Source organism: Bacillus sp. FSL R5-0416 (assembly GCF_037975425.1).
GTDB lineage: Bacteria > Bacillota > Bacilli > Bacillales > Bacillaceae > Bacillus > Bacillus subtilis.
The window spans coordinates 2038364-2063080 of the sequence record NZ_CP150252.1 but is presented as its reverse complement, the minus strand read 5'-3'; the positions used below and the strand labels follow the sequence as shown (position 1 = coordinate 2063080).

26 protein-coding genes and 3 pseudogenes are annotated in these 24717 nt (G+C 38.8%); 11 read left to right on the top strand and 18 right to left on the bottom strand.

Going from position 1 to position 24717, the window contains the following annotated elements:
- Window positions 1-53: 53 nt before the first annotated feature.
- From NYE20_RS10905 to NYE20_RS10870, 8 genes are all read right to left on the bottom strand, one after another.
- Window positions 54-1694, bottom strand: coding sequence for a YndJ family protein (locus NYE20_RS10905; protein WP_161621600.1), 1641 nt, complete (start codon window positions 1692-1694; stop codon window positions 54-56).
- Window positions 1691-2308, bottom strand: coding sequence for a DUF4166 domain-containing protein (locus NYE20_RS10900; protein WP_029726669.1), 618 nt, complete (start codon window positions 2306-2308; stop codon window positions 1691-1693). The genes NYE20_RS10905 and NYE20_RS10900 overlap by 4 nt, the downstream gene beginning before the upstream one ends.
- Before the next feature lie 4 nt (window positions 2309-2312).
- Window positions 2313-3119 carry a hypothetical protein gene (locus NYE20_RS10895; protein ID WP_038827866.1) on the bottom strand — a complete coding sequence of 269 codons (807 nt, stop codon included), beginning with the start codon at window positions 3117-3119 and terminating at the stop codon, window positions 2313-2315.
- A 126-nt stretch (window positions 3120-3245) separates the two neighbouring features.
- Window positions 3246-4460, bottom strand: coding sequence for a Ger(x)C family spore germination protein (locus NYE20_RS10890; protein ID WP_038827867.1), 1215 nt, complete (start codon window positions 4458-4460; stop codon window positions 3246-3248).
- Window positions 4450-5541, bottom strand: coding sequence for a spore germination protein (locus NYE20_RS10885; protein ID WP_021479211.1), 1092 nt, complete (start codon window positions 5539-5541; stop codon window positions 4450-4452). Before NYE20_RS10885 ends, NYE20_RS10890 begins: the two co-directional genes overlap by 11 nt.
- A 29-nt stretch (window positions 5542-5570) precedes the next feature.
- Window positions 5571-7133, bottom strand: a complete 1563-nt coding sequence (locus NYE20_RS10880) for a spore germination protein (protein WP_072175922.1) — start codon at window positions 7131-7133, stop codon at window positions 5571-5573.
- A 293-nt stretch (window positions 7134-7426) separates the two neighbouring features.
- Window positions 7427-7615 carry a hypothetical protein gene (locus tag NYE20_RS10875; RefSeq protein WP_003231626.1) on the bottom strand — a complete coding sequence of 63 codons (189 nt, stop codon included), beginning with the start codon at window positions 7613-7615 and terminating at the stop codon, window positions 7427-7429.
- Between the two features lie 37 nt (window positions 7616-7652).
- Entirely contained in the window at window positions 7653-7775 is a 123-nt protein-coding gene (locus NYE20_RS10870) for a hypothetical protein (protein WP_015713998.1), read from the bottom strand.
- Between the two features lie 148 nt (window positions 7776-7923).
- On the opposite strand from NYE20_RS10870, the gene NYE20_RS10865 reads away from it, so the two are divergent.
- Window positions 7924-8358, top strand: coding sequence for an SRPBCC domain-containing protein (locus NYE20_RS10865; protein WP_015713997.1), 435 nt, complete (start codon window positions 7924-7926; stop codon window positions 8356-8358).
- Between the two features lie 63 nt (window positions 8359-8421).
- Here the strand turns inward: NYE20_RS10865 and NYE20_RS10860 are convergent, their stop codons facing one another.
- Both NYE20_RS10860 and NYE20_RS10855 read right to left on the bottom strand, forming a co-directional pair.
- Window positions 8422-8820: a hypothetical protein gene (locus tag NYE20_RS10860; RefSeq protein ID WP_070549050.1), complete on the bottom strand. Its 399-nt coding sequence runs from the start codon at window positions 8818-8820 to the stop codon at window positions 8422-8424.
- A 16-nt stretch (window positions 8821-8836) separates the two neighbouring features.
- Window positions 8837-8996 (bottom strand): annotated as a pseudogene (locus NYE20_RS10855) (hypothetical protein).
- A gap of 78 nt (window positions 8997-9074) precedes the next feature.
- On the opposite strand from NYE20_RS10855, the gene tatAC reads away from it, so the two are divergent.
- The 5 genes from tatAC to NYE20_RS10830 all read left to right on the top strand — a co-directional run bounded on the left by tatAC (window position 9075) and on the right by NYE20_RS10830 (window position 11475).
- Window positions 9075-9263: a twin-arginine translocase TatAC gene (gene tatAC, locus NYE20_RS10850; protein WP_003231634.1), complete on the top strand. Its 189-nt coding sequence runs from the start codon at window positions 9075-9077 to the stop codon at window positions 9261-9263.
- Between the two features lie 175 nt (window positions 9264-9438).
- Window positions 9439-9663: a hypothetical protein gene (locus tag NYE20_RS10845; RefSeq protein ID WP_015713994.1), complete on the top strand. Its 225-nt coding sequence runs from the start codon at window positions 9439-9441 to the stop codon at window positions 9661-9663.
- 245 nt (window positions 9664-9908) lie between these two features.
- Window positions 9909-10265: a YoqO family protein gene (locus tag NYE20_RS10840; protein WP_101502306.1), complete on the top strand. Its 357-nt coding sequence runs from the start codon at window positions 9909-9911 to the stop codon at window positions 10263-10265.
- Window positions 10266-10425: 160 nt separating this feature from the next.
- Window positions 10426-11145, top strand: a complete 720-nt coding sequence (locus NYE20_RS10835) for a YrpD family protein (protein ID WP_161621800.1) — start codon at window positions 10426-10428, stop codon at window positions 11143-11145.
- A 42-nt stretch (window positions 11146-11187) separates the two neighbouring features.
- A complete protein-coding gene (locus NYE20_RS10830; protein ID WP_015252014.1) occupies window positions 11188-11475 on the top strand; it encodes a hypothetical protein in 288 nt (95 codons plus the stop codon).
- A gap of 122 nt (window positions 11476-11597) precedes the next feature.
- On the opposite strand, the gene NYE20_RS10825 is transcribed toward NYE20_RS10830, so the two are convergent.
- The gene (locus NYE20_RS10825) at window positions 11598-12437 is read right to left on the bottom strand and encodes a thymidylate synthase (RefSeq protein ID WP_161621597.1); all 840 of its coding nucleotides are present in this window, start codon (window positions 12435-12437) and stop codon (window positions 11598-11600) included.
- Between the two features lie 274 nt (window positions 12438-12711).
- Window positions 12712-12876: a hypothetical protein gene (locus NYE20_RS10820; protein ID WP_003231643.1), complete on the bottom strand. Its 165-nt coding sequence runs from the start codon at window positions 12874-12876 to the stop codon at window positions 12712-12714.
- A gap of 380 nt (window positions 12877-13256) precedes the next feature.
- Between NYE20_RS10820 and NYE20_RS10815 the strand changes: the two genes are divergently transcribed.
- A complete protein-coding gene (locus NYE20_RS10815; RefSeq protein ID WP_076458753.1) occupies window positions 13257-13496 on the top strand; it encodes a spore coat protein C in 240 nt (79 codons plus the stop codon).
- A gap of 315 nt (window positions 13497-13811) precedes the next feature.
- Here the strand turns inward: NYE20_RS10815 and dutA are convergent, their stop codons facing one another.
- Together dutA and NYE20_RS10805 are read right to left on the bottom strand one after the other, a co-directional pair.
- Entirely contained in the window at window positions 13812-14246 is a 435-nt protein-coding gene (dutA, locus tag NYE20_RS10810; protein ID WP_032725805.1) for a dUTP diphosphatase DutA, read from the bottom strand.
- 12 nt (window positions 14247-14258) lie between these two features.
- Window positions 14259-14738, bottom strand: a pseudogene (locus NYE20_RS10805) (DUF2691 family protein).
- 428 nt (window positions 14739-15166) lie between these two features.
- Between NYE20_RS10805 and NYE20_RS10800 the strand changes: the two are divergent.
- Both NYE20_RS10800 and alr read left to right on the top strand, forming a co-directional pair.
- Complete coding sequence (locus tag NYE20_RS10800; protein ID WP_014479913.1) at window positions 15167-15592, top strand: hypothetical protein; 426 nt, start codon at window positions 15167-15169, stop codon at window positions 15590-15592.
- Window positions 15593-16022: 430 nt separating this feature from the next.
- Window positions 16023-17207, top strand: coding sequence for an alanine racemase (gene alr / locus NYE20_RS10795; RefSeq protein ID WP_021479223.1), 1185 nt, complete (start codon window positions 16023-16025; stop codon window positions 17205-17207).
- Window positions 17208-17308: 101 nt separating this feature from the next.
- Here alr and NYE20_RS10790 read toward each other — a convergent pair whose 3' ends face one another.
- Window positions 17309-18724: a sugar porter family MFS transporter gene (locus NYE20_RS10790; RefSeq protein WP_031314948.1), complete on the bottom strand. Its 1416-nt coding sequence runs from the start codon at window positions 18722-18724 to the stop codon at window positions 17309-17311.
- 412 nt (window positions 18725-19136) lie between these two features.
- Here NYE20_RS10790 and yncB point away from each other — a divergent pair, with 412 nt between their 5' ends.
- Complete coding sequence (gene yncB, locus NYE20_RS10785; RefSeq protein ID WP_326153937.1) at window positions 19137-19772, top strand: endonuclease YncB; 636 nt, start codon at window positions 19137-19139, stop codon at window positions 19770-19772.
- Window positions 19773-19986: 214 nt separating this feature from the next.
- Here yncB and NYE20_RS10780 read toward each other — a convergent pair.
- The 3 genes and pseudogenes from NYE20_RS10780 to xylA all read right to left on the bottom strand — a co-directional run.
- A pseudogene (locus tag NYE20_RS10780) lies at window positions 19987-20152 on the bottom strand (glycoside hydrolase family 11 protein); the annotation flags it as partial.
- 104 nt (window positions 20153-20256) lie between these two features.
- The gene (xylB, locus tag NYE20_RS10775; RefSeq protein WP_021479226.1) at window positions 20257-21756 is read right to left on the bottom strand and encodes a xylulokinase; all 1500 of its coding nucleotides are present in this window, start codon (window positions 21754-21756) and stop codon (window positions 20257-20259) included.
- A 150-nt stretch (window positions 21757-21906) separates the two neighbouring features.
- On the bottom strand, window positions 21907-23244 hold the full coding sequence (gene xylA / locus NYE20_RS10770) for a xylose isomerase (RefSeq protein ID WP_041850794.1): 1338 nt from the start codon (window positions 23242-23244) through the stop codon (window positions 21907-21909).
- 248 nt (window positions 23245-23492) lie between these two features.
- On the opposite strand from xylA, the gene NYE20_RS10765 reads away from it, so the two are divergent.
- Window positions 23493-24647: a xylose repressor gene (locus NYE20_RS10765; protein WP_038827888.1), complete on the top strand. Its 1155-nt coding sequence runs from the start codon at window positions 23493-23495 to the stop codon at window positions 24645-24647.
- The last annotated feature ends 70 nt before the right edge of the window (window positions 24648-24717 follow it).

Below are 24717 nucleotides of genomic sequence, written 5' to 3'. Positions count from 1 at the left end.
TTTTTTAAAACAGTGCATCTATTACAACTGGCAGACGAAGCTTCTTCTTTGTGTTAGGTTCTTTCAATAGGCTGGTTAATATGTGTAATGCTGTAATGAACAGTTAGAAATTTTATTCCAAACAGCCACATATGATGAACAGCGGTTAATTTGTTGTCATGTGCAGCTTCTATCAGAAAGGTTTCAGATAAAGGAAGCGGACAAGTTCCCGCTATTGTTTGCAGATAAATCCCCTCATCCCCCGCTCTGCTTTTTCTCCGCCTGCTTGTTAAAACCAGCTTCTCCTGATGATGATATGGTTTTAAAATACCTGTCATGCTGCTGAATGGAAGCGGTAAAGAAATATTCATATACCCCTCTCCATTTGAACGATACACTGAATAAAGAGCGGTAAAAATGGTTTCGTTTTTTTCATTTGTTCTAATCCAGGCACGTACTCTTTCCCTTCCGTCTTTTTTCGAATGAACACCTCTTATCTTGCTGTACATCCTATACCAGTCAGGGTTCGTCGAAAGATGTATTTGGCCGAATCTTCTGCTGAACCATTCGTAAATAATTGCAAGCGGCCGAAACCACGTGCTCCATGTTACTTTTGCTTTAATATTGTATTCGATGGTTTGTTCATAAAACGAAAGAATGAGCGGCGCCAGTTTTTCTGGTGAAAAATCTTTTGAACGCAGGCTGCCCATATCATCCACAAGTCCGCTGTACCGAGCGTTATTTTCAGCTTGAATGCTAGCTAAAAATTCTTCTCCAATCTTTCTTTTTCCGTAGATACGGCTGAATGTCTTTACACTGTCTGCATCAAATGACTTCGGATCCTCTATTCTCCACCCTATGAGAGCGGGCAAGATAACACCAAACGCGTTGACAAAACCGTGAATCCAAATCATCTGATTGATGGTCAATGTAACTTCTTGCCGAAATACACCAAATGAATAAATCATCGAGAAAGCAATCGTTATCATTAAAACAGCGGAAGAAAGCCGAATAAGAAATGTCCCCGTCTTGGTGCGAAAAGCTGCCGTGAACACCAAAAATGCATGAAGATAAATCGCCGCCATATAAATGCTAACCGCAATGACATCAAGTGTTTTTGAATATGTGATGCCCAGTGCGATAAGAAGGGGCGAAAGCAAAATCACCCATGTTATCCAACTATACAACATCCGATGTTTTCTAATGGTTCTGCCGAGTAATCCGTTGAAGATCGGGATCAGAAAAGCAGAATAGTGAAAGTGGACAGCAGTAAGCAAAATGATGAGAGGGCCAAATTGCATGATCTGCAAATGGGCAGCATAAGCAAAAAACCAAAATCCTCCTCCCGCCAAATAAATAAGACCGAACAAAACTGATGTCTCTTCGATTCTATGTATCTTTGTTTCCCAAAGGCGGAGGATCGCATACAATGCAATAAAAACTGTGTACATCCACCAGATTAGCGCGAAACCTCCAACCTCCGTCACTAGAGCCAGCACCGCAAAGAATGCGGCTACCGGATAGCACTGGATTAGCCCATATTCCATAAACTGAGCAGCACGAACCGGCGATTGACGAAAAACAAAAGGGAAAATTCCCGGCACAAAAAATAGAATTGATAACAAAACGAGTGCCTCTGCCACTGAAATATCCGGTGCTTCCGCTGCAAGAAATCCTATAAAACAAAGCGCACTGACTATGCCATTTCGTTTCATGATTCTCTCTCTTCCTCCTGAAACGTTCCTTTATAAAAGAAAAGAGTGCCAAGAATTGTATTTTGCACATGCACTTCAATGGTGAAACAATTCTTTTTTTCATCAAACGTTTCGCAAACTACGGATGTACCGGTCAGCCATTTCGGCAACGGGATTCTTTTTCCAAATATCAATAGCCATTGCTTTCCCGATGTGATTGTAAGAGAGCCGTCAAGAGATGCCTCGAACGTCAAAACAGACAACAGCAGATGAGGTTTGCCGAAGAAATCAAGTATTCTATTTTCTTTCTCGTCATATATCATTATCGCGTCAAAGAAACGTTTTTTGCCTTTAAAGAAAAATGTACGATTCCATTCTATCCCTGTATGTTGTGATTTCAAAAGACAAGTTCTATTTTGTATTGTAAATGGAATGTCTTTGCCTCTTTCTGAAAAGAAGCATCTGAAAAAAACACCCAGCTTTAACAGCATTCTAACCAGAAAAGAGCCTCCGCTTATTTCTGACATCGTTCCCGTCCCGCTGAATGTATGAGACCCGTCTAATTGGTACCGTTTCTGCAGCTTGGGATGCAGCAAATGATAGTTAATAATTGATTTTTCATAAATCGAACTCACAATGTCACTTCTTTCTCTTTCGTTTTGTGCGCCTGGCACTGGGGAGCTGCAGGCTAAGAGCGCCGCTTGCAGCGGAAAACACACTCAATAGAACCCACATGAATATTTCGGAACCTAGACAAGCAAACCCAGCAAAAATACAAGCCTGGACACCATGAATGATCCATTTTCTTTTTAAAGGAATCAGCCACAAAATAGCTAAGCCTATCTCCGCTGTTCCTGCCAATATGCTTGTCTCAACACCTGCAAAGCCTTGATAGAACCAAAACAGGCTGAAAAACAGACACATGAACACATAGATGATAGCGGATCGAATAAAGCGCTTCGGATGTTTATTTTGCTCTACCCAAAGCCTTAATGCATCAAAGCTCCAGGCAGTCGCCCAGCCAAGCAGCGGTCGAAATAATAAACGATCGATCCATCTTCCCGGCAGTCCGTAGGCTGTTTTGTATTGGTACTGTGTTAAAAACGTCATTTTCCCATTTTCTCTCTGTATATACTTCCAGTAGCCGCTTCCATGCCGAATCAGAGATAACGGATGATTAGAGCCAAAAGCCAGTGAAGAAGACCTTTCAGATGAACATTTGTTGAAAACACCGACGGTTTCTCCTGTACCTGACACCTTTAATCCAAAGCCTACCCTTGTTTCGTAAAGAAACTTCTGTTTTTCGCATGGTTGTCTATTCAAATACGTAATATTTGAAAACCGGAGATCCCATTCCTTATGCAGTGATGGGTTTTGTGTATATTCCCAGAGTGTATCCAGATCAGATTTCATTTCAATTTCTACATAAATCGGTTTCTGCCTCACAGCCCCTTCTCCCTTCTATTTCAAGCAATTCCTATATTAGCATATTGGTCGATTTGAAAAGTGTATATCTCTCCAAAAAAAGTATAAAAAAGAGAAGAGAGGTTTCCTTCTCTTCCTTGGGATTCATTACTGAGTTTTAACCGTGCCGTAATGAGTAATTGTGACGTTCACACTGTATGTGATGTCGGCTTTACTGAAGGTGTCATCCCAGTTATTTTTCACCCTTTTCCATAAGTGGGGATATGTAAGTCTTAAAGATTCATCAAAACCCGCAACATCTGCTTTATAATCACGCTGAATTTTTTTTAATACCTGACCAACTATTTTCTTTACTTCGTTTTCAATAGTCGTTTCGAGACGATCTATAAACTGGGTGTCCAACGCCTCTTTTGTGTTCCAGTTTTCAACCAAATCGCCTTCTGATTCAATATCGACATGGAATGAAATATTTTTCCCTTTTACGATTGGCTGAATTTTGCTTTTGATTTTATTGATATCGTACGCTATCGTTTGTTGGCTCTTTTTATCATGGCTTTTGACAACTCCGCCTTTCCCTTCTCCTCTAATCCATGTAATTCCCTCAGTTTCATATTCATTTAAAGTGCCTATCATTTTTTTCGATTTTCCGTTGATAACAGCTGCTCCGGAATACTTGACCGCTCCATTGGCCGCAACCACATTTTGCAGTAAAAAACTGCTGCCAGAATGCAGTTTTCCAATTAGTTTCGCGAGTGTCATAGGGGGAAGAATTCTGGAAACTTTATGTTCATTTTCACCTAATCCAATCAGCCGAAATGCCGGAATTTCTCCGTTCTCTTTCAGCTGGAGAGCGTCTCTTGCTTCCCCTTTAGCAGATAAAACAAGACAGCTCAGCCTGATTTCATTATCACGAAAAAATTGATCCAGCATTTCGTCGATAGGAAATGTGTGCAGCACATCTTCACTCATGACAACAACTTTTAAATGCGGGCTAAACACTTCTCGGTCCCGTCTTAATGCAACCTCACTTCCGATCTGCTGTAATGAATCCCCTGTTTCACTTATATTAATATACGCTTTTTGCGCTCCTTGTCCGCTACCGCCTCCCCCGCTTGTGCCCGCGCCTGCCGCTTTTTCATTAACAAATTGATAGGTCAGCGTAATGTTGTCTTTTTTCGGATAGCTCCCGCCCTCTTCTTTTAACTCTTTTTCAGTGTTCGTTTCTTTTCCTTTATCAATTGCGATAGCGAATGTGAGACCCAGATCTTCTATTTCCCGACTGCTCCAGCATCCTGTTACGCAAATCATCAGCAGACATACCATGACCATAGCAGGCAATTGACGTTTTAGTTTACTTTTCACCTCTTTTCCTCCATTTCGAAATGACTAACAGCAAAATCGGCAAAGCGCCAAATATATACAAAGCGATATGACTGACCGTATCGCCCAATATAAAGACGTCATTTTCATTTTTCGGCATGCAAGAGAGGATATAAATAACAGGAAGCAGCACAAACATACATGAAAGGGGTTTCTTTTTAAAAACTTGTGAGACTCCCAGGGAAGCTGCATAAAAAGTGATAATAAACGTAGCAAAAAGCTGCATAATCCAAATCACAAGCAGGAATGATTCAAACCGTTCAAATATTAAACCAGGTATTTCAAAACTTCTCATCAGGTCAAGCCCCGGCCATGTTCTCGTCACAACTCCCTCAACTGATAGTGCACCGATTACCATAATCAGCGTAATCATATAAAAACTGGTCACAACACCTGTCCCGATCACAACCGCTTTCACCGCATTTTTCGGCTTTTTCATAAATGCTACTAAAATGAGCATAATTTCTGAACATGTAAATGAAAGGTTCGTTGTCTTTACACCTCTGAGAACTGGCATGATTCCATCACCTAATACAGGGCGCAAATTGTTGATCTCAAATATGCCTAAACTCATGAGGGCTATCGTTAAAAAGATGATGACCGTAATCGGAAAAATCATTTCAAAAAGCCGTGCAATCGGATCTAGGCCTTGTGTAATTGAATAAAGCCCAATCCAAAGAACTGTCATAATGATTGCCCAAGACGGTGTCCCTTCGAGGAGAAAAAAATCCACGATTTCGGACATGACTCTGACTTCAAATGCACCGAGTGCAAGAAAATAAGTAATAAAAACAATACTGATTAAATGCCCGAGCCATTTTCCTACAATATGTCGGGAGTATTCATAAAAGGTCTCCTGAGGATACTGCTGGCTTAATTTAACTATAATCATCCCGGCTATTACCGCTAGGACCCCGCCTAATAAAACTGAAATCCATCCATCAGGAGATTGTGTTTGTTCTGTTACTGTCCGAGGGAGCGTAAGAACTCCGGCAGCTAGCATATAATTAATGATGATAATCGTTGCCTGAGCGGTTGTGATTTTACTGGTTGGGCTGAACATGAGACTTTATCACCATCCTGTTAAGTTCATCACTTCACCCGTTTTGTATTATCTGTATTCATCATTTTAGGCCGGCGCTTCATGACTAAAAGAGGCATTCTGATAACAAAGTCTTTCCAATCTTTTAATTGATAGGGCACTGCCGGACTTGCGTATGGCACACCAAAGCTCTTTAGTTTTACGACATGGCTGCTTAGCAGCAGATAATACATAATGACTCCAAACAATCCAAACACCGCCGCACAAAACATCGCGCCAAACCGAAGCATCCGAAGTGCTATACCTGTGCTATAATGCGGGATGGCAAATGAAGAAATTGCTGTGAGCGCAACAACAATGACCATGATTGGACTGACAATCCCCGCCTGCACAGCTGCTTCCCCGATGATTAATCCGCCAACTATGCCAATTGCGGGTCCAATCGGTTTTGGCAGACGAAGCCCCGCCTCTCTTAAAATTTCGATTGCGACTTCCATAAATAAGGCTTCAATAAGGGATGGGAACGGAACACCTTGGCGCGTCCCGGAAATTGAAATCGCCAGCTTGGTCGGAATTAACCCCGGATGAAAAGAAATAAATGATATATATAAAGCGGGTGCGAATAACGTTATCATTGCTGCGATGAACCTCAGCAATCTGATGAGCGAGCTCGGGAACCACCGTTCATAATAATCTTCAGGCGATTGAAGCATCATGCTGAAAGTGACTGGAACAATCAAAGCAAACGGAGTGCCGTCAAGCAGAATGGCTACTCTTCCTTCCATTAATCCGCTTATGACGCGATCAGGACGTTCTGTACTCTGTACTTGCGGGAACGGGCTCAAATAATTATCCTCAATTAACTGTTCAACGTAGCCTGACTCCGGCAAATGATCGATCTCAATCCCTCTCACTCTTTTTCTTACTTCCTCGACTACTTTTGGATCTGCAATGTCATTCATATAAGCGATGATTAAATCCTTTTTTAATCGTGTTCCTACTTCAAATCTCTGCAATGTTAATTGATCATTTTTTCCTTGCTGTCTCAAAAGAGCTGTATTCGTACTCAACTCTTCTGTAAAGCCTGTGCGCGGCCCTCTGACAAGCGCTTCTGAAAGCGGCTCCTCGATACTTCGATTTTGTTTTTTTACAGTTCCCAGAAGAAAGGCCTGCGGTATTCCATCAATGAGAAGCGCTGTCGAACCCATGAAAACATTCAACACGATATCACTGATTTTCTCTGATTCTATGACATCACCGATTGATACGATTTGATTTTTTATCTGTTTCGAAGTTAAAATACCTTTGCCGGATTGAGAAATTTCATCGCTTACCTGATTAGGTTGATTCATGACTAACACTGATAGTCCTTTATTAATCAAGTCCTGATCAGACAGTCCTTCAACAAAGATCAATGCCGCTTTCACATGTAATTGAGTGATTTCAAGCTCACGGAAATGAACGTCCCCGTTATGTCCTATTTTTCTTTTTACATGTTCTAAGTCGTATCCGATGTTACCGGTTAACACATCCTGATCCTGCTTTTCAGCTGTCGAATAATCTGATTTATGCTGCTTCTGTGTTTTGTACTGATTGTTCCGCCACCTCATCATTGCACCTTCTTATACATGAATCCAAGTAAACACTTTATAGATTACATATGGAACGAGAAATACTACTAACGCTTGAAACCACACATTCCAATCAGTAAGTGTTGATATCATGTTATCCATCTGTCATTTCCCCTCTCTCTAATAGGATTATTTTTCCCGTATACCTATTTTTTATGTTCGTCTTTTTTCTCAATAAAAAAAGCATGATGAACATTTCATCATGCTTTTAAAGAAATCAACCTGACCATTTTGCATAATTAACACAAAATGAGCCTTTTAGCAGTCTGGGAAAACTAAAATTCCAGCTTGAAGCTTTCTGCCTGATCTGAAACTTCCACAGGAATCCCCATTATCGTTTTCGGTTTGGAAACGTAAACAAAGCGCATTTCTTCCTCTAATTGCTGAAACGCTTTTTCACTAACTAAAATTCTGGCCGGCTTCCCTGGACTGTTATCAATGGCTGCTTTGATTTTTCCAAGCATAAAAAACCTCCTGTTTTAGAAAATGGCTCATTTACTATTAAAACAAAAATCGCAAAATAAATTGGCTGAACAGGAATTCCAGTTCAAACATAACAGTTGCGGCTGAGCAAACAAGCATGAACGAAATGACAACATACACGTCTCTCTCTTTCTCGAACATGCAGAATTCTCCCATTCACAGATCAGACTGGCGACTGACACGCTGTTGAACAGCAGCTCTAGCATAAATAATGCACGCTATGGACATGATCTTATTAGTTATTATATGATTGAATTGAAAAAACATCATTTGTCAAGAGGTAAACGAAATGGCTCAAAACAACGAAAATACATTACCAGATATTACAAAAAGCATTACCCTAGAGGCTCCCATTCAGAAAGTCTGGGAGACAGTCTCTACTTCAGAAGGCATTGCCAAGTGGTTTATGCCCAATGACTTTCAGCTCAAAGAAGGACAAGAATTTCACTTACAATCACCGTTTGGGCCGTCCCCTTGTAAAGTTTTGGCTGTTCAAGCTCCAACTGAACTTTCTTTTGAATGGGATACAGAAGGATGGGTCGTTACCTTTCAATTAGAAGACTTGGGGGAAAAGACAGGGTTTACCCTTATTCACAGCGGCTGGAAAGAGCCGAATGAAGTGATCGGCAAAGCAAACGAGAAAAGCTCCGTCGTTCGCGGCAAGATGGATGGCGGCTGGACTGGCATTGTAAATGAACGGCTTCGTAAGGCTATCGAAGAATAAAAAAGAGAGAGTATCTCTCTTTTTTGTTCTTTCCCAAGGGTTATACTTCACAATTTGAGTCCATCAATCATAAAACGTAACAGTTTTAGATTTACCAGAGTAATCGGTAACAAAGAACTCGGCCTTGTTATTGCTCCCATCTACAAATTTTCCAATACTGCCAAAGGTGCGGCATTCTCCGGGTGAAAAATAGTTTGCCCCTACATAATCATCAGGATTGTCACCGGGATCATCCTCATACAAGTGCAGTGAAACAGAAAAAGGAGTGCTTCCTGAAAGGCACACTCTAAAATCTCCTCCGGTCGAGTATACCGTCGGACTTGAGTAAGTATATGTGTAAGTCCCCAACTTATCCCACTCTCCAGCCCCCGCAGTTCCGGCTTTTTCTGCTTGTGCCGTTAATGGAAAAACCGCAGCCAATCCTAAAACAGACAAAAATCCAACTACCTTAGTGAATCTCATCAGCTACACCACTCCTCTATTTCAATAATAGCCGTAGATACGTTTGTATCATTTCCGGCAGAGCTACATAATTGACCCAGCCTGCCTCACTGCTTCTTAGGCAGATGACATTGGACATTATATTCAGTAGCAGCCGTTTTATGAATCTGCCTTTGTGCTGGTTTTAAAATGTTCAAAATAAATGCATTCCCATTTGTACTGCTATCTCTTATAATTTGTTTAAAAGGTTGTACTTCAATCAGGGGGAAAAGGATATGGAATTAAGCTTCACAAAAATACTCGTTATTTTGTTTGTGGGTTTTTTAGTATTTGGGCCTGATAAACTGCCGGCGCTTGGCCGTGCAGCAGGAAAAGCCTTATCAGAATTTAAACAAGCAACAAGCGGACTGACTCAGGATATCAGAAAAAATGACTCAGAAAACAAAGAAGACAAACAAATGTAGGATAAATCGTTTGGGCCGATGAAAAATCGGCTCTTTATTTTGATTTGTATTTGTGTCATCTGTCTTTTTTTTATCATTTGGACAGCCCTTTTTTCCTTCTATGATTTTAACTGTCCAAGCCGCAAAATCTACTCGCCGTATAATAAAGCGTAGTAAAAATAAAGGAGGAGTATATATGGGTTATTACAAAAAATACAAAGAAGAGTATTATACGGTCAAAAAAACGTATTATAAGAAGTATTACGAATATGATAAAAAATACTATGACCACCATGATAAAAAATATGATGACTGTGATTACGACAAAAAATATGATGACTATGATAAAAAATATTATGATCACGATAAAAAAGACTATGATTATGTTGTAGAGTATAAAAAGCATAAAAAACACTACTAAACGCCATTAACATCTCCTCGTTTTTACTTTCCCCCGGCTATTGCCGGGTCTTTTTTGTTTATGCACTTTATGTATATTTCTGAAGCTTCCCTTTCTATGAAAACCTTGGTGACTGAGTCTAAAAAAGAATAGTGAATATTTAGTACATAGTTTGGTTAGTTCATAAGTGAGCGCATTCAGTTTATTGCAGTTACAAAGAAACTTTTATAAACTCTTTGAGGATCATACATAAAAGGAGAGGTTTTTTGTATAGAAACATCGTATTTTATCTCATTTTACTTTGTCTATTTATATCAGTTGTCATGAAAAGCTTTGAGGTGATAAGCACAATAGCCAATGTTATCTGCTTTGTTTTCGTATTGCTGTATTTTAAAGATGAAATGAAAACATACTCACGTAAAGCGTTAGCAATCCTAAGTGTTTGTTTTCTTTTCTTAGTCGGTATCTGTGCTTTTATCATTTTACAAGGACAGACATTGATGAAACGTCACCTCTTTTTTACAGGCTGGGAAACGATAGCGGGCATTCTTTTAATGATCGTTTCTTTAAGCATTTGTACTTTTATTTTGGGGAAAATTTCAAATCGGTTAAAACGATTGTGATCTCGTTCTTTCCTCTGATAAAGTTACATAGCTTTCAGATTGGCGAAGCTTTTCGTCCCTAACATCATTCAAAATGAAATATTTTGTCGATTTATATACATCAATCCAGTTCCAAAATAAGGTATAATAAATGGCGAAACCACTATCTAAAGGGGGAATTTTGGTGAAAAAAGTATTGATTGCAGGTGCAGTAGGAACAGCAGTTCTTTTCGGAACCCTTTCATCAGGTATACCAGGCTTACCCGCGGCAGACGCTCAAGTCGCAAAAGCAGCATCCCAGCTGCCTAACGGAATCGGCGGCCGTGTCTACCTGAACAGTACGGGCGCCGTTTTTACAGCTAAAATCACGCTTCCTGACACTGTAAAATATGATACGGTCTCTACTCCTTATATTTATTCAGGATTTAGGGCAACAAGCGGAACTGAAGCCGATATCGGGCTTCAGTACAGCAAACAATACAACGTCTGGAAGCCCCTCATGAAGGTTGGGTCCAAAAATGAAGAAACGTACATCGAAGGAAAAGACAAATTCACATACAATAAAGGCTTCCGCCCTGGAAGCACAGTCCAAATGACAATCTATAAAAATTTAAGCGGAAATACGCGCATGACCCTTTGGGGAACGAACAATGACGGCTACACCGGACGGATTATCACAGAAATTCAAGGAACCAACATCGGCACGATTTCAAAATGGAAAACCCTTGCTACCGCGGCTGTTTCGTATGAAAGCCAGCGTGATGCGATCAAAGCAACCTTTTCGACATCTTTTAACAACATCACAATCGACAATAAAGCCGTCACTCCTGTGGTAGATACACAGGATTTCGCAAAGGTTTCAGTTGCAGGAAATAACGTTACGATCTCTGTTCATAAATAAACGAAGCAGCAAAAAGCCGCCAGCATTGTCTGGCGGTTTTCATTGGAGCATACTGGTCATAGTTCGTTTCTTCAGCTCTTTTGTTTAAACCTAACTTTAATAAGGGTGGAAATTGGTATGAAATATGAAAAATCAAGTCTTTTTGGAATGATTTTAGTTATTGTAGCACTTCTAATATCTATATATTTTATGTGTAATACAAATGCGTTGGTACCTGCTGGATATGATTTAGCTATTCATGGAATTGTAATATCTAGAACTGTAATGATTGCTTTTACTTTGTATTTAGTTTCAAAGTTAGGATATTTTCTTCTGAATAAAAAAGATTAACTGTAGAGTTAATCTTTTTTATGTATTATACGTGTTTGTCCTTCAATTTTTATTCATCTTCCAGATTGCTTAATGAAATTAGGATACCTGCTATCCATTCACTGCACAATAAAAAGGCAGCATTAAACCGCTACCTCAAATAAAAGCTTGTCCCCATGTTTATAGTTGATTAATTTGAAATCATCAATGGTAAAGTTATAAAAATCTTTCACTTCAGGATTGATCCATAGTTCAGGTGCTTCAAACTGTTCTCTTTCCATTTGAATTTTCAAATTGTCTATATGACGTGTGTACACATGGCAATCCCCAATGTTAAAGATATATTCACCAAGCTCATAACCTGTGACTTGAGCAATCATGCGCTGCAACACATTATACTGAAATACATTGAATGGATTTCCCAACGCCATATCATTGCTCCGTGCTCTTACCTCCAGATGGAGTTTCCCTTGTTTAACGTACCATTGTGTCTCGTATACACATGGTGTTAAGGCCATTGAGTCTAATTCATCAGGATTCCAAAGCATTGTAATGTGTCTCCGTGAAGATGGGTTGTTCTTCAATTGATGAAGAAGATAGTCTACCTGATCCACTTTTTCTCCATTTAGACTTCTGTTTTTCTTCCCCAGCTGAAATCCATATGCATGTCCGATGGTGCCGTCTTCTTGTTTCCACTGATCCCAAATATGTACGCCCATCTTGTTTAAATCATTAACATCATTAGATTTCAGCTGCCAAATCCAGAGCAACTCTTTAATGGCTGTTTTCCAGGCAACCTTTTTTGTCGTTAAAATCGGAACCTCTGAGTTGTCGAATCTCATTTGCTTACTGATTACACTTAGAGTATGTGCCGGTGTTCCATCTGAGTCCCACTTGGTTCTCACATCAAACTCTTCGTCTGAGATTCCATTATTTATAATATCCTTTATAATTGAATTGTATTGTTTATCGAATTGCGTCATAACTATTCATATCCTTCTTTCATTTTCAGTTCTAAGCATAATTTATTACGAATGCAATATTATCGCAAATACTAAGCACTCGCAGATAAAGTGAGGATCTTATTCCACTCACTGTGTGTTTAAAGAGGAGTTAATAACCCCCTCTTTTACACCTGTATTTCTCCATAACATAGTCTGTCACATAGCTCATAGTTACCGCCAGTTTGGTACATACACCGTTGATAACATTGTTGAGGATTATAAGAAATGGTTTGATATTGCGGCACATAAAAATTCAAATAGTCAGGTGTTTGTGTATACCAAATTGGAAATTGTCTAAACACATTAAATCCTCCAATAGCTTTTTCTGATTTAATGCATTGTATTTTACCTCAATATCAATTGTCATTTGTCCATGTGCAATTGGGCTTTCTTTAAAATAAATTCTCTCTAATTTCATTCATTTTTTTTATGATATTTGGCAGCGGTTCATTCCTTATATGATCTGTTTCTAACCGGTTTTGATGTTTGTTTTTGATGTCTAACTCTAAACCCTTCAAAAGCAGTGTTAAAAATCACATCATAGAGCTCTTGAAACTTAACCATAACGTTCAAATATTCTTCAATGAGAAAGTCCCTTTTTACGTATACTAATCTTCTCTATACACTTTACTATTATTTTACAGTGATTGAGTGCTCTCTCGCTCTTAAACAGCTATCCGTTTTGTTTTTCAGAAAGTGTTTTAAACAGCCTCTTTTTACTATTCTTATTTCATTTGACCATACCATATCATTTAAACTTCATAAATTAAATTCGAATAACATAAAGGAGGAATTTAATTGGGTTATTATAAAAAATATAAAGAAGAGTATTACACTTGGAAAAAAACATATTACAAAAAGTATTACGACAATGATAAGAAGCATTATGATTGCGACAAGTATTATGATCATGATAAAAAACATTATGATTATGATAAAAAGTATTACGATGATCACGATTATCATTACGAAAAAAAGTATTATGATGACGATGATCATTATTATGATTTTGTCGAATCATATAAAAAACATCACTAAATCTCTTAAACGTCTATTTATTCCCCGGCGACATACCGGGGGCTTTTTTATGATATTTATCGACGATACTCAGATTTTTTTGTGAAGTCTTATGTCTCATTTCATCTTATATTTTGAACTTGTTCTCATGGCTGCTGTAAATTCAATTATTAATGAACACATGTCATTTAACTTGGCTTATTATTAGTGGCATTACTAGTTTGTAGTTGCCTTCCCCTACTTATAAAAATTTAGATAAAAGTATTTCTTTGTACCTTGGCTGAAACCTCCATTGATCAATCACACAGCATGAAGACAGCCAAGGATTTATTTTGTTTACTTAGTACCTGTTGAACCGAGTCCTCCTCTATCCTCGTTTCCCAAATGCTCGACTTCAACCAATTCAACCGCCGGCATTTTCTTCATGATTCTAAACTGGCAGATACGATCACTCTTCTTAATTTCAGTATCACGCAATGCATAAGCAGGAAAGAACCAGAAATCGTTGTCTCCCTTATATGACTCATCGATAACACCCATTGAATTTGTTTGAATAACGCCAAAGTTCTTATATGTACTTGAACGAGGGACGACATGTGCTTCGTAACCTTCAGGCAGCTCCATTGCAACACCTAATGGGACAAGCTTAAATTCATCTTTTTTGATTGTTACATCTTCAGCTGCCCGAAGATCAATCCAGTCTCCCTGCTCAATTTTGCTGATTCTTGTTTGTGTTTCATCTAGATACTTGATTTTAATTTGCATTGTCATGTACTAGCTCCTTTAATTTTTATTGACTATCCATACAGTAAGGCTTGTTCTTGTGTCATTTTCATCAGTTATAAATTGAACGTCTTCAAAATCATTCTGTAAAGCATTGAAGTAAAGTTTTTCAATGATATTTTTGTTTTTACAGTAAATCGAAACGTAGCTATTATCTGCTATCAAAAGGACAAGTTCGCAATCACTGTCAGCAAACTCTTCATATGTATTGACTTGATTAACCATTTTTCCATATGGAAATGCTTTCAGTTCAACGAAAATGGTATAGTACTGATTCGTTTTTAATTGTTGCTCAAAAACTGCCCCTTCAACAATTGCGTAGTCATGAAAAAGCTCCTCATCATCGAGCTCTCCTTCTACAACAAAATAAGATTCCCCACTCGTTTGCCACCTCTAATTAGCTATTTCTACCGGCTGCAGTATTCTCCATAGAAAATTTCCATATTCATTCGGTATTTGAAAACTAACTCCCCTACTCACGTATACCCCTTACTTAAACGATTTTTGTGAGTACGAGTTTAATTATATACTCTAATGTTAGGTTTATGGAACAAGGAATCGACTGCCTTTTCAACCGATTATCTTTTACAGAATTTCCTCAGCCCTCCTCATTTAAAAGGTTCTTCAATGTTCATAACAATAGACGCCCTCTTGTTCTCTTGTCTTTGTTGAGAAAAGTTAGCCAGTCAGTGCCTTCATATGTAGTGTCCTGCTTGTCTCAGACCGTACTTGATTACGCTTTAATCATCCTGATGTTATGACATATTTACTCCGTCATAAATATTCACCAGAAATAAACATACCCTTTTTGTATTTCTTGTGAATTATAGGATTTCCCAAAGGTCTTTCCAACTCTTTACCGAATGTATAATTTTGTAATTTATTTCTTATATAGGAGATGAAGAAAAGTGTTTAAGAAAATTGTGGTAGGTTCGATTTTAGTTAGTTCAATTACAGGATTAAGCTCTACTTATGCTTCAGCTGCATCAATTGACCACACACCTAAAAAAGTCACTGCGTTTGCCGCACAATCCGATATTATACTAGAAGAGGAAGAAACGTTTAGAGGTGACGGAAAATTTTATTTTGATTATTATGGAAGTGAAGATGGCGAAATCAGAGTTTTTGTTGAGAATACAGGAAGCAATCCATTTGAATTCAAAATTGTAAAACCAGGTGGTGGAACAATCGCTTCCGGCTATACAGTTAAACCTGGCAAAAGTGTAACTCTAACTCTTGACGTATCACACTATAAAACCGGAACATATTATATTCGCTGTCAAAATGATGATGGAGCTAAGATAAAAGCTTTTGCAAAAGTGCGTGCTCTCTAATAGGAATCCAATGGAGCAAGGAAGATTGCTGTTACTTCCTTGCTTTTTCTGTGCTTCTATACTGCAAACATCAAACATCAAACATCAAACATCACTAATTCTAACCTGTATCCTTTGTATTGATGAACGGTAAGTATTTCCTGATTAGATTTCTCGTTATCATCTACCCTTAGAAAAAAATGTCCCAAAACAAATAATCATTTTTGTAATCCTCGGTCGCCGTACCCATTAACACCCCACTTACAAGCCTCATGTATCCCGTACTTGCTATTATTCGAACATTGATAGGCACCTTCTCGTATCACATGGATTTGCTGTTGAATGATTTCAAATAAAGTTGAATAAAATAAGATCGAATCATCCAACAATTAACATTTATTCTTGCGGCAATAGGTGGTATTTACAATCCATAAGAAGGAAGGAAGCGTTGATGATAAAGCTTTGCCGAGAAGTTTGGATCGAAGTCAATCTTGATGCCGTTAAAAAGAATTTGCGAGCGATCCGCCGTCATATTCCACATAAGAGCAAAATTATGGCTGTCGTAAAAGCGAACGGTTATGGTCACGGGTCTATAGAAGTGGCACGCCATGCACTGGAACACGGGGCGAGTGAGCTCGCTGTTGCCAGTGTGGAGGAAGGAATCGTTTTACGAAAAGCTGGGATTACAGCGCCTATCCTTGTGCTTGGTTTTACATCCCTTAGTTGTGTAAAGAAGTCAGCAGCTTGGAATATAACATTATCAGCATTTCAGGTTGATTGGATGAAAGAAGCAAACGAGATATTGGAAAAAGAAGCGAGTGCTAACCGGCTGGCCATTCATATTAACGTGGATACCGGCATGGGACGATTAGGTGTACGCACAAAGGAAGAACTTTTAGAAGTAGTGAAAGCCTTAAAGGCAAGTAAATTCCTCAGATGGACAGGAATTTTCACACATTTTTCGACAGCTGATGAACCGGACACAACACTCACAAAGCTGCAGCACGAAAAATTCATCAGTTTTCTCAGCTTTTTAAAAAAACAGGGGATTGAGCTGCCCACCGTGCATATGTGCAACACGGCTGCAGCTATCGCATTTCCGGAATTTAGCGCTGATATGATCCGTTTAGGTATCGGCTTATATGGTTTATATCCTTCAGCCTATATTAAACAACTAAATCTCGTTAAGCTTGAACCTGCGTTAAGTTTAAAGGCGCGCATCGCTTATGTGAAAACCATGCGTACAGAACCCCGAACCGTTAGCTATGGTGCTACATACGTCGCAGAACCTAATGAAGTAATTGCTACACTCCCGATTGGCTATGCTGACGGCTATTCTCGTGCCCTTTCCAATCGCGGGTTTGTTCTTCATCGCGGAAAACGAGTGCCAGTGGCGGGAAGAGTAACAATGGATATGATCATGGTCAGTTTAGGAGAAAACGGTGAAGGTAAACAAGGAGAAGAAGTCGTGATTTACGGTAAGCAAAAAGGAGCCGAGATTTCCGTTGATGAAGTGGCTGAAATGCTCAATACGATTAACTATGAAGTCGTGTCTACATTAAGCCGCCGCATCCCTCGTTTTTATATAAGAGATGGCGAGATTTTTAAAGTATCAACTCCAGTATTATACGTGTAGAACATCTTAAAATGCTGAATCAAAATCCCTCTACCAGAGGGATTTTGTTTTTTCTGAAACTAAAAAAATCCCTCCTATAAGAAGAGAGATTTTCAACATATTTATACCTCAATAATTGATTGTTCAGGAGTATTATGATCGTGTCGAGAACGAAAATGCGCTTCTAATTCTTCAAGTGTACGCCCCTTTGTTTCCGGCATGAATTTGTATACAAAACCGATTGCCAATACACCTAAAGCCACAAATATAAAGAATGTAAAAGACAAACCTACAGAGCTAAGCAAGATCGGGAAAGCAAAACCGATCACAAAGTTTAATATCCAAAGGAAAAAAACACTTATCCCAGAACCAAGTCCTCTTAACCTTTGAGGGAATATTTCCGCTATGACAAGCCAAGTCACAGGTCCTACACACCCTTGCATAAAGGCAAGAAATAAAACGGTCAAAGAAAGCACTACATAAGGAAGTGCCATAGATCCATCAAGCACAATTGAGAAAATCGCAATCAATAGGAGCGCTGTAGTCGTCCCCGCCAAACCAATCAATAATATTGGACGCCGTCTCACTTTTCCGACCAGCCAAATCCCAAATATAACTGCAATAACTGATATCAGCCCATTTCCAATATTAGCGATTAAAGCCGCTTTTGTACCAAAACCAGATTCTTTAAGGATTTGTGTGCCATAATACATAATCGAGTTCACACCTGTAATTTGATTCACTATGGCAACACCGATTCCAATCCATAAAAGACGGCGCAGCCATGGTGTAGAAAAGTCCTTGAGTGATGCCTTTTCTAGTGCTGTATCTTTTTCTACCGCTTCTTGAATTTCTCTACATTCAGCTTCTGCACGTTTATCTTCTCGAATTTGTTTAAGAACTCGCAGCGCCTCACTGTTTTTGCCTTTGGAGATTAGCCATCGGGGGCTTTCTGGTACCTTAAGCATACTGGCAAATAACATGATAGCCGGTACAGCACAAATGACAAGCATGTATCTCCAAACATGTCCCGTATTTGCCATTGTTACACCGAGGATCGCATTAAAAACATATGCTAAAAATTGCCCGCCAACAATCATTAGTTCATTTTGGGTTACCATACGCCCTCTCTTTTCATGCGGTGCCATTTCTGCTAAAAAGGCCGGCACCATCGCCGAGGCTCCTCCAACAGCCAGCCCCAGTAAAAAACGAAAGACCGCCATGATGAAAACGTTAGGTGCTAACGCTGTTCCCAGTGATGCCAGGAAAAATAAAAAGGAAAGATTAAGGATCATTTTACGGCGGCCATATCGATCAGCCAATCTTCCGCATAACAACGCTCCAAACGCGGCACCTAATAAAAGAATACTCGTAACAAGCCCTTCTGTAACCGGTGTTAAATCAAGCTGATCTGGCCTTGCCATAAAAGGTAAAGCTCCATTTATAACTCCGGTGTCATATCCAAAGAGAAGCCCTCCAAAAGTTGCTGAAATCATTATTAATTTCAACCTTCGATTTCGATGTTCATTCATATCCATTTCCCCTGCCTTTATTAAGAATACTTAATAAGCTCTTTCAGTGTGGATATTGAGTCAAAACTAAAGTCATCTCTATCTTAGATTTTCGCCTCTGGATTTGTAACCGTTTACATTTTTAGTCAATAGAATAAACCTAAGCTATTAATTGTTATGTTGTAGTAATGTTTTTGTCACATCATTGTCATTTCTCATATTATCATAATTCCAAAAGCATTTTCAGTCAATATTATTTTCAGGATTATTTATTTCCGCTATGTGATGGTGATGTTTTGATCATCTCGTTGTGAAGTTAACTATTGGCAATTTGAGTGTTATAAGTTCCCTTGAAGTTTTCCATTCACAAAAAATGTCCATATCGTTATAATGATGATGTTTAATCGCGAAAAGAGAAAATGATAAAGAGGGAATCAATATGAAGAAGATTTTGATCAGTATGATCGCAATCGTTTTAAGTATTACTTTGGCAGCTTGCGGATCACATCACGCAGCCAAAAACCATTCAGATTCTAATGGGACGGAGCAAGTCTCTCAAGATACTCAATCTAATGAATATAATCAGACAGAACAAAAGGCCGGCACGCCTCATTCAAAAAAGCAGAAGAAATTGGTCAATGTTACATTAGATAGAGCAATAGATGGAGATACGATTAAGGTTATTTACAACGGAAAGAAAGACACAGTTCGCTACTTGCTCGTTGATACACCTGAGACGAAGAAACCAAATTCTTGTGTTCAACCATACGGTGAGGATGCGTCGAAACGAAATAAAGAATTGGTCAACAGCGGTAAGCTACAGCTGGAATTTGATAAAGGCGATCGCAGAGATAAGTATGGAAGACTGTTAGCATACGTATATGTTGACGGCAAATCTGTTCAAGAGACATTATTGAAAGAGGGATTGGCCAGAGTAGCATATGTATATGAGCCTAACACAAAATACATAGACCAATTCAGACTAGATGAGCAAGAAGCAAAATCAGATAAACTGTCAATTTGGAGTAAGAGCGGTTTTGTGACGAACAGAGGATTTAATGGCTGTGTGAAATAGAAAAACACTGTTTGTTAAAAAAAGCAGCAAACCTAGCAGAATGCAGTTTCCAAAGAATGAGAAAGAGATGATGGCGTGTCTAGTTTCCATTCTGCTTATCAAGCTAAAATCATGCAACTAGCCTGTAAAATTTCCGCTGTATAGTAACAATAAAAAACACCCCTTCACGTCAATGTGAGGGGGTTATTTGTGTGTAAACATCCTTCCTATTTCATCAAAAATCAAGAGATCCCTCTACCGTCGTTAGCGCGGTTTCATACATCTTACCCATTGGCATTCCTAAGCTTCCCCACTTCTTGAAGTGTTCGCTGACAGAATACGGTTCCGCTCGTTCGTTTTGTCTGCTGGAAACTCCAATACTGTTTAAAGGTTGCGATACCTTATTCTCACCATCTTTTCAAAAGAAGGCAGCCATGTCATCAAAGGCCTTTGATGATGATTGATCATTAATTGTTTTTCGGTTGATCTCCGGACAATAACATCATTAGTTTTTTCGAAAGCTCTTCAAAGCTGTATTGAGATCCTTTGTGTGAGTATAAATGTTCTTATACAAATCAAATAGTGTTTTATATTTTTGAACATTTTGTGCCTTTGGATAAAATGCAGCAGCCTCACGAATGAACTGCTCTGCACATTCTTCAAGGGATTCAAACCATCCGCTTCCAAAGGCAGCCAGCATTGCAGCCCCCATAGCTGGCCCTTGTTCATTTTCTAACTTAATTACCCTCGTATTGAAAATATCAGCTTGCATTTGCAGCCACGTATCATTTTTAGCTCCCCCACCAATAGAAACAACAGTATGAACTGATTTTCCCGCTTTGCGGAATAGCTCAATTGATTCATGTAAAGAGAATGTGATACCTTCCATTATTGCCCTCAAAAAATGCTTTCTATTATGGGCTCCATCCATTCCGATCAAGCTTCCCCGAATAGAAGAATCAGCATGCGGCGTTCTTTCACCAACCAAATAAGGAGTGTATAGCAGTCCATTGGCTCCTATCGGAATAGCTTCCACCCCCTGCAATAATTGCTCAAACGATTCGTTTGGTGCAAACGTTCTTTTAAACCAGTCCAAGCTGTATCCTGCAGCGAGCGTGACGCCCATCGTATAAAAAGAATCCTTTTTTCCATGATTAAAAAAGTGGACTTTCCCTTTAAAGTCTCTTTCTTTTTCTTCTTCGTAGGAAAGTATGACCCCTGACGTCCCAATACTGCATAATGTTTTTCCGGAAGAAAGGATACCTGCTCCAATAGCGCCGCAAGCATTATCTGCTCCCCCAGCGTACACTTTTGTTTTTTCTAATAGCCCGGTCTTGGCGGCAACGTGCGGAAGCAGCGACCCTACACAATCATGAGATTCAACAAGCGGAGGACAAATATCTGCAGAAATACCAATTTGATTGCAAATATCATTGCTCCACTCCTTGCGAGTAATATGTAAAAGTAAAGTTCCTGCTGCATCGGAGTATTCGGTGTGAATGGCACCGGTCATACGGAATCGCACATAGTCTTTCGGAAGCAAAAACACAGCAGCTTTTTTAAAAAGTTCAGGTTCATGTTCCTTTACCCATAACATTTTAGGTAATGTAAACCCTTCTAAAACACGGTTTTTTGTGATGTCAAGAAGATGATCGCCAAATTTCTCGGTCATCCTTATACATTGAGGCGTTGTTCTGGTATCATTCCAAAGAATTGCATTACGTAACACCTGACGATCTTGGTCAAGCAGTACTAATCCATGCATTTGTCCCGAATAGCTTATCCCGTCAATATCCTTGGCTTGAACATTGGATATAGAAACCAATTCAGCCAATGCTTCAATTGTTTGCTGCACCCAGTCTTCAGGATTTTGCTCACTATATCCCGCCTTCTCTTGGATGAGCGGATACCTTTTGGACGTTTCTGCACAAACCTTGCCGTTTTGGTTAACTAAAATGGTTTTAACAGCACTCGTTCCAAGATCTATTCCAATGACATACTTCATTTTTTCACTCCTTGCCCTTTTAAAAAACCATTCACTCTAAATAAATCCTAATTATAGAAGTTACCCGTCATAACAACAAGCAATAGGAAAGGAATCATGACGGGTAATTCAGTGATTTGGTATTGATAGCAGGATCTGGAGCTTATCCTGTTATACTTCTAAAATGTATTGGTTCAATATCGCTTTTAATTTCTCCTGTCTTCCAGATTCGTTTTTAATTGATTTATGATTTAGCGCATATTGCTCAAGTGTGTGGAAATTAGCTCTTCCTTCTATAATTTCAAGACCAATCCCTTCAGTAAAGCTGCGGTAACGATGTTGAATCACATCTTCAAACACACGATCTTCGATTAATTTGTGGGCAACTTTCAATCCTCTTGCAAATGCATCCATCCCTGCAATATGGGCATATATTAGATCATCAGGCTCGAAAGAAGATCTTCTGACCTTCGCGTCAAAGTTTAATCCGCCGCTTCCAAGGCCGCCATTTTGCAGGATTTCGTACATTGCTAATGTCGTAGAATATAAATCCGTCGGAAATTCATCCGTGTCCCAGCCTAAAAGAGGATGACCCTGGTTTGCGTCAACAGAGCCAAGCAGACCATGTACTCTTGCCATGCGTAATTCATGTTCGAATGTATGCCCGGCTAATGTGGCATGATTGGCTTCAAGATTTAATTTAAAATGATTGTCTAAGCCATATTGCTTCAAAAAGGCAATGGTTGTTGCTGCATCTGTATCGTATTGATGGGTGGTCGGCTCTTTTGGTTTTGGCTCAATCAAAAACTGCCCTGTGTACCCGATTTCCTTCGCATAATCCACTGCCATATGCATAAATCTAGCCAAATTATCAAGCTCAAATTTTAAATCGGTATTTAACAATGTTTCATATCCTTCACGGCCGCCCCAAAATACATAGTTCTCAGCGCCAAGCTCTTTTGCTGTTTCTAACCCTTTTTTCACTTGTGCTGCAGCATACGCAAACACATCTGCATTGCAAGAAGTCGCGGCACCATGGACGAAACGGGGATTCGTAAACATGTTTGCGGTATTCCATAATAGCTTAACGCCGCTATTTCTCATGTAATCTTTAATCATGCCCACGATCATATCTAAATTTTGGTTTGTCTCTTTTAGCGTACTGCCTTCTGGTGCAATATCCCGGTCATGAAAAGCAAAGAATGGTGCATCTAGTTTTTCAAACATCTCAAATGCTGCTTCTACTCTCATCTTCGCTAGATCCATGCCTTTATAGTGATCCCATGGTCTTTGCATCGTACCTGCTCCAAAAACGTCTGTTCCATCAGCGGTAAATGTATGCCAATAGGCAATAGAAAATCGCAAATGCTCTTTCATCGTTTTTCCGCCGATTACTTCTTGAGGATTATAATATTTAAATGCTAAAGGATTAGTCGAATCTTTCCCTTCGTAAACCACTTTGTTTGCGCTTCCAAAATAGTTGATTGAACTGGAATGAGATTGAGCCATGTAATTTCCCCCTTAAAAATAAATTCAAAACATGATCATTCAAATACAAATGCATTTTATTTCATCTTGTAAGTTACCTATTAGTTTGTTGTTTAAACAAACTAACTTATTTTCATCTTATATAACCTCGTCAGTATTTTCAATATTTTTTTTAGTTTTTTATGAACATATTAGATATAATAAAGATAAGATTCGCTATGTACTATGTTCATACTTAATTTAAAGGTTATACAAATGGAGTGGATGAAGTGGATATCGCAGATCAAGCCTTTGTTAAAAAAGTAAATCAAAAGTTATTATTAAAAGAAATACTTAAAAATTCACCTATTTCAAGAGCAAAATTATCTGAAATGACTGGATTAAATAAATCAACTGTCTCATCACAGGTAAGCACGTTAATGAAAGAAAATCTGGTATTTGAAATAGGTCAAGGACAATCAAGTGGCGGAAGAAGACCTGTCATGCTTGTTTTTAATAAAAAGGCAGGATACTCCGTAGGAATAGATGTTGGTGTGGATTATATCAATGGCATTTTAACAGACCTTGAAGGAACAATCGTTCTTGATCAATACCGCCATTTGGAATCCAATTCTCCAGAAATAACGAAAGACATTTTGATTGATATGATTCATCACTTTATTACGCAAATGCCCCAATCTCCGTACGGGCTTATTGGTATAGGTATTTGCGTGCCTGGACTCATTGATAAAGATCAAAAAATTGTTTTCACTCCGAACTCCAACTGGAGAGATATTGACTTAAAATCTTCAATACAAGAGAAGTACAATGTGCCTGTTTTTATTGAAAATGAGGCAAATGCTGGCGCATATGGAGAAAAAGTATTTGGAGCTGCAAAAAATCACGATAACATTATTTACGTAAGTATCAGCACAGGAATAGGGATCGGTGTTATTATCAACAATCATTTATATAGAGGAGTAAGCGGCTTCTCTGGAGAAATGGGACATATGACAATAGACTTTAATGGTCCTAAATGCAGTTGCGGAAACCGAGGCTGCTGGGAATTGTATGCTTCAGAGAAGGCTTTATTAAAATCTCTTCAGACCAAAGAGAAAAAACTGTCCTATCAAGATATCATAGACCTCGCCCATCTGAATGATATCGGAACCTTAAACGCATTACAGAATTTTGGATTCTATTTAGGAATAGGCCTTACCAATATTTTAAATACTTTCAACCCACAGGCCGTAATTTTAAGAAATAGCATAATTGAATCGCATCCTATGGTTTTAAATTCAATGAGAAGTGAAGTGTCGTCAAGGGTTTATTCCCAATTAGGCAATAGCTATGAATTATTGCCATCTTCCTTAGGACAGAATGCGCCGGCATTAGGAATGTCCTCCATTGTGATTGATCATTTTCTGGACATGGTTACAATGTAATTTTAATGGAATGGACAGCTCATCTTTAAAGATGAGTTTTTTTATTCTAGGAGTATTTCTGAAGCAATAG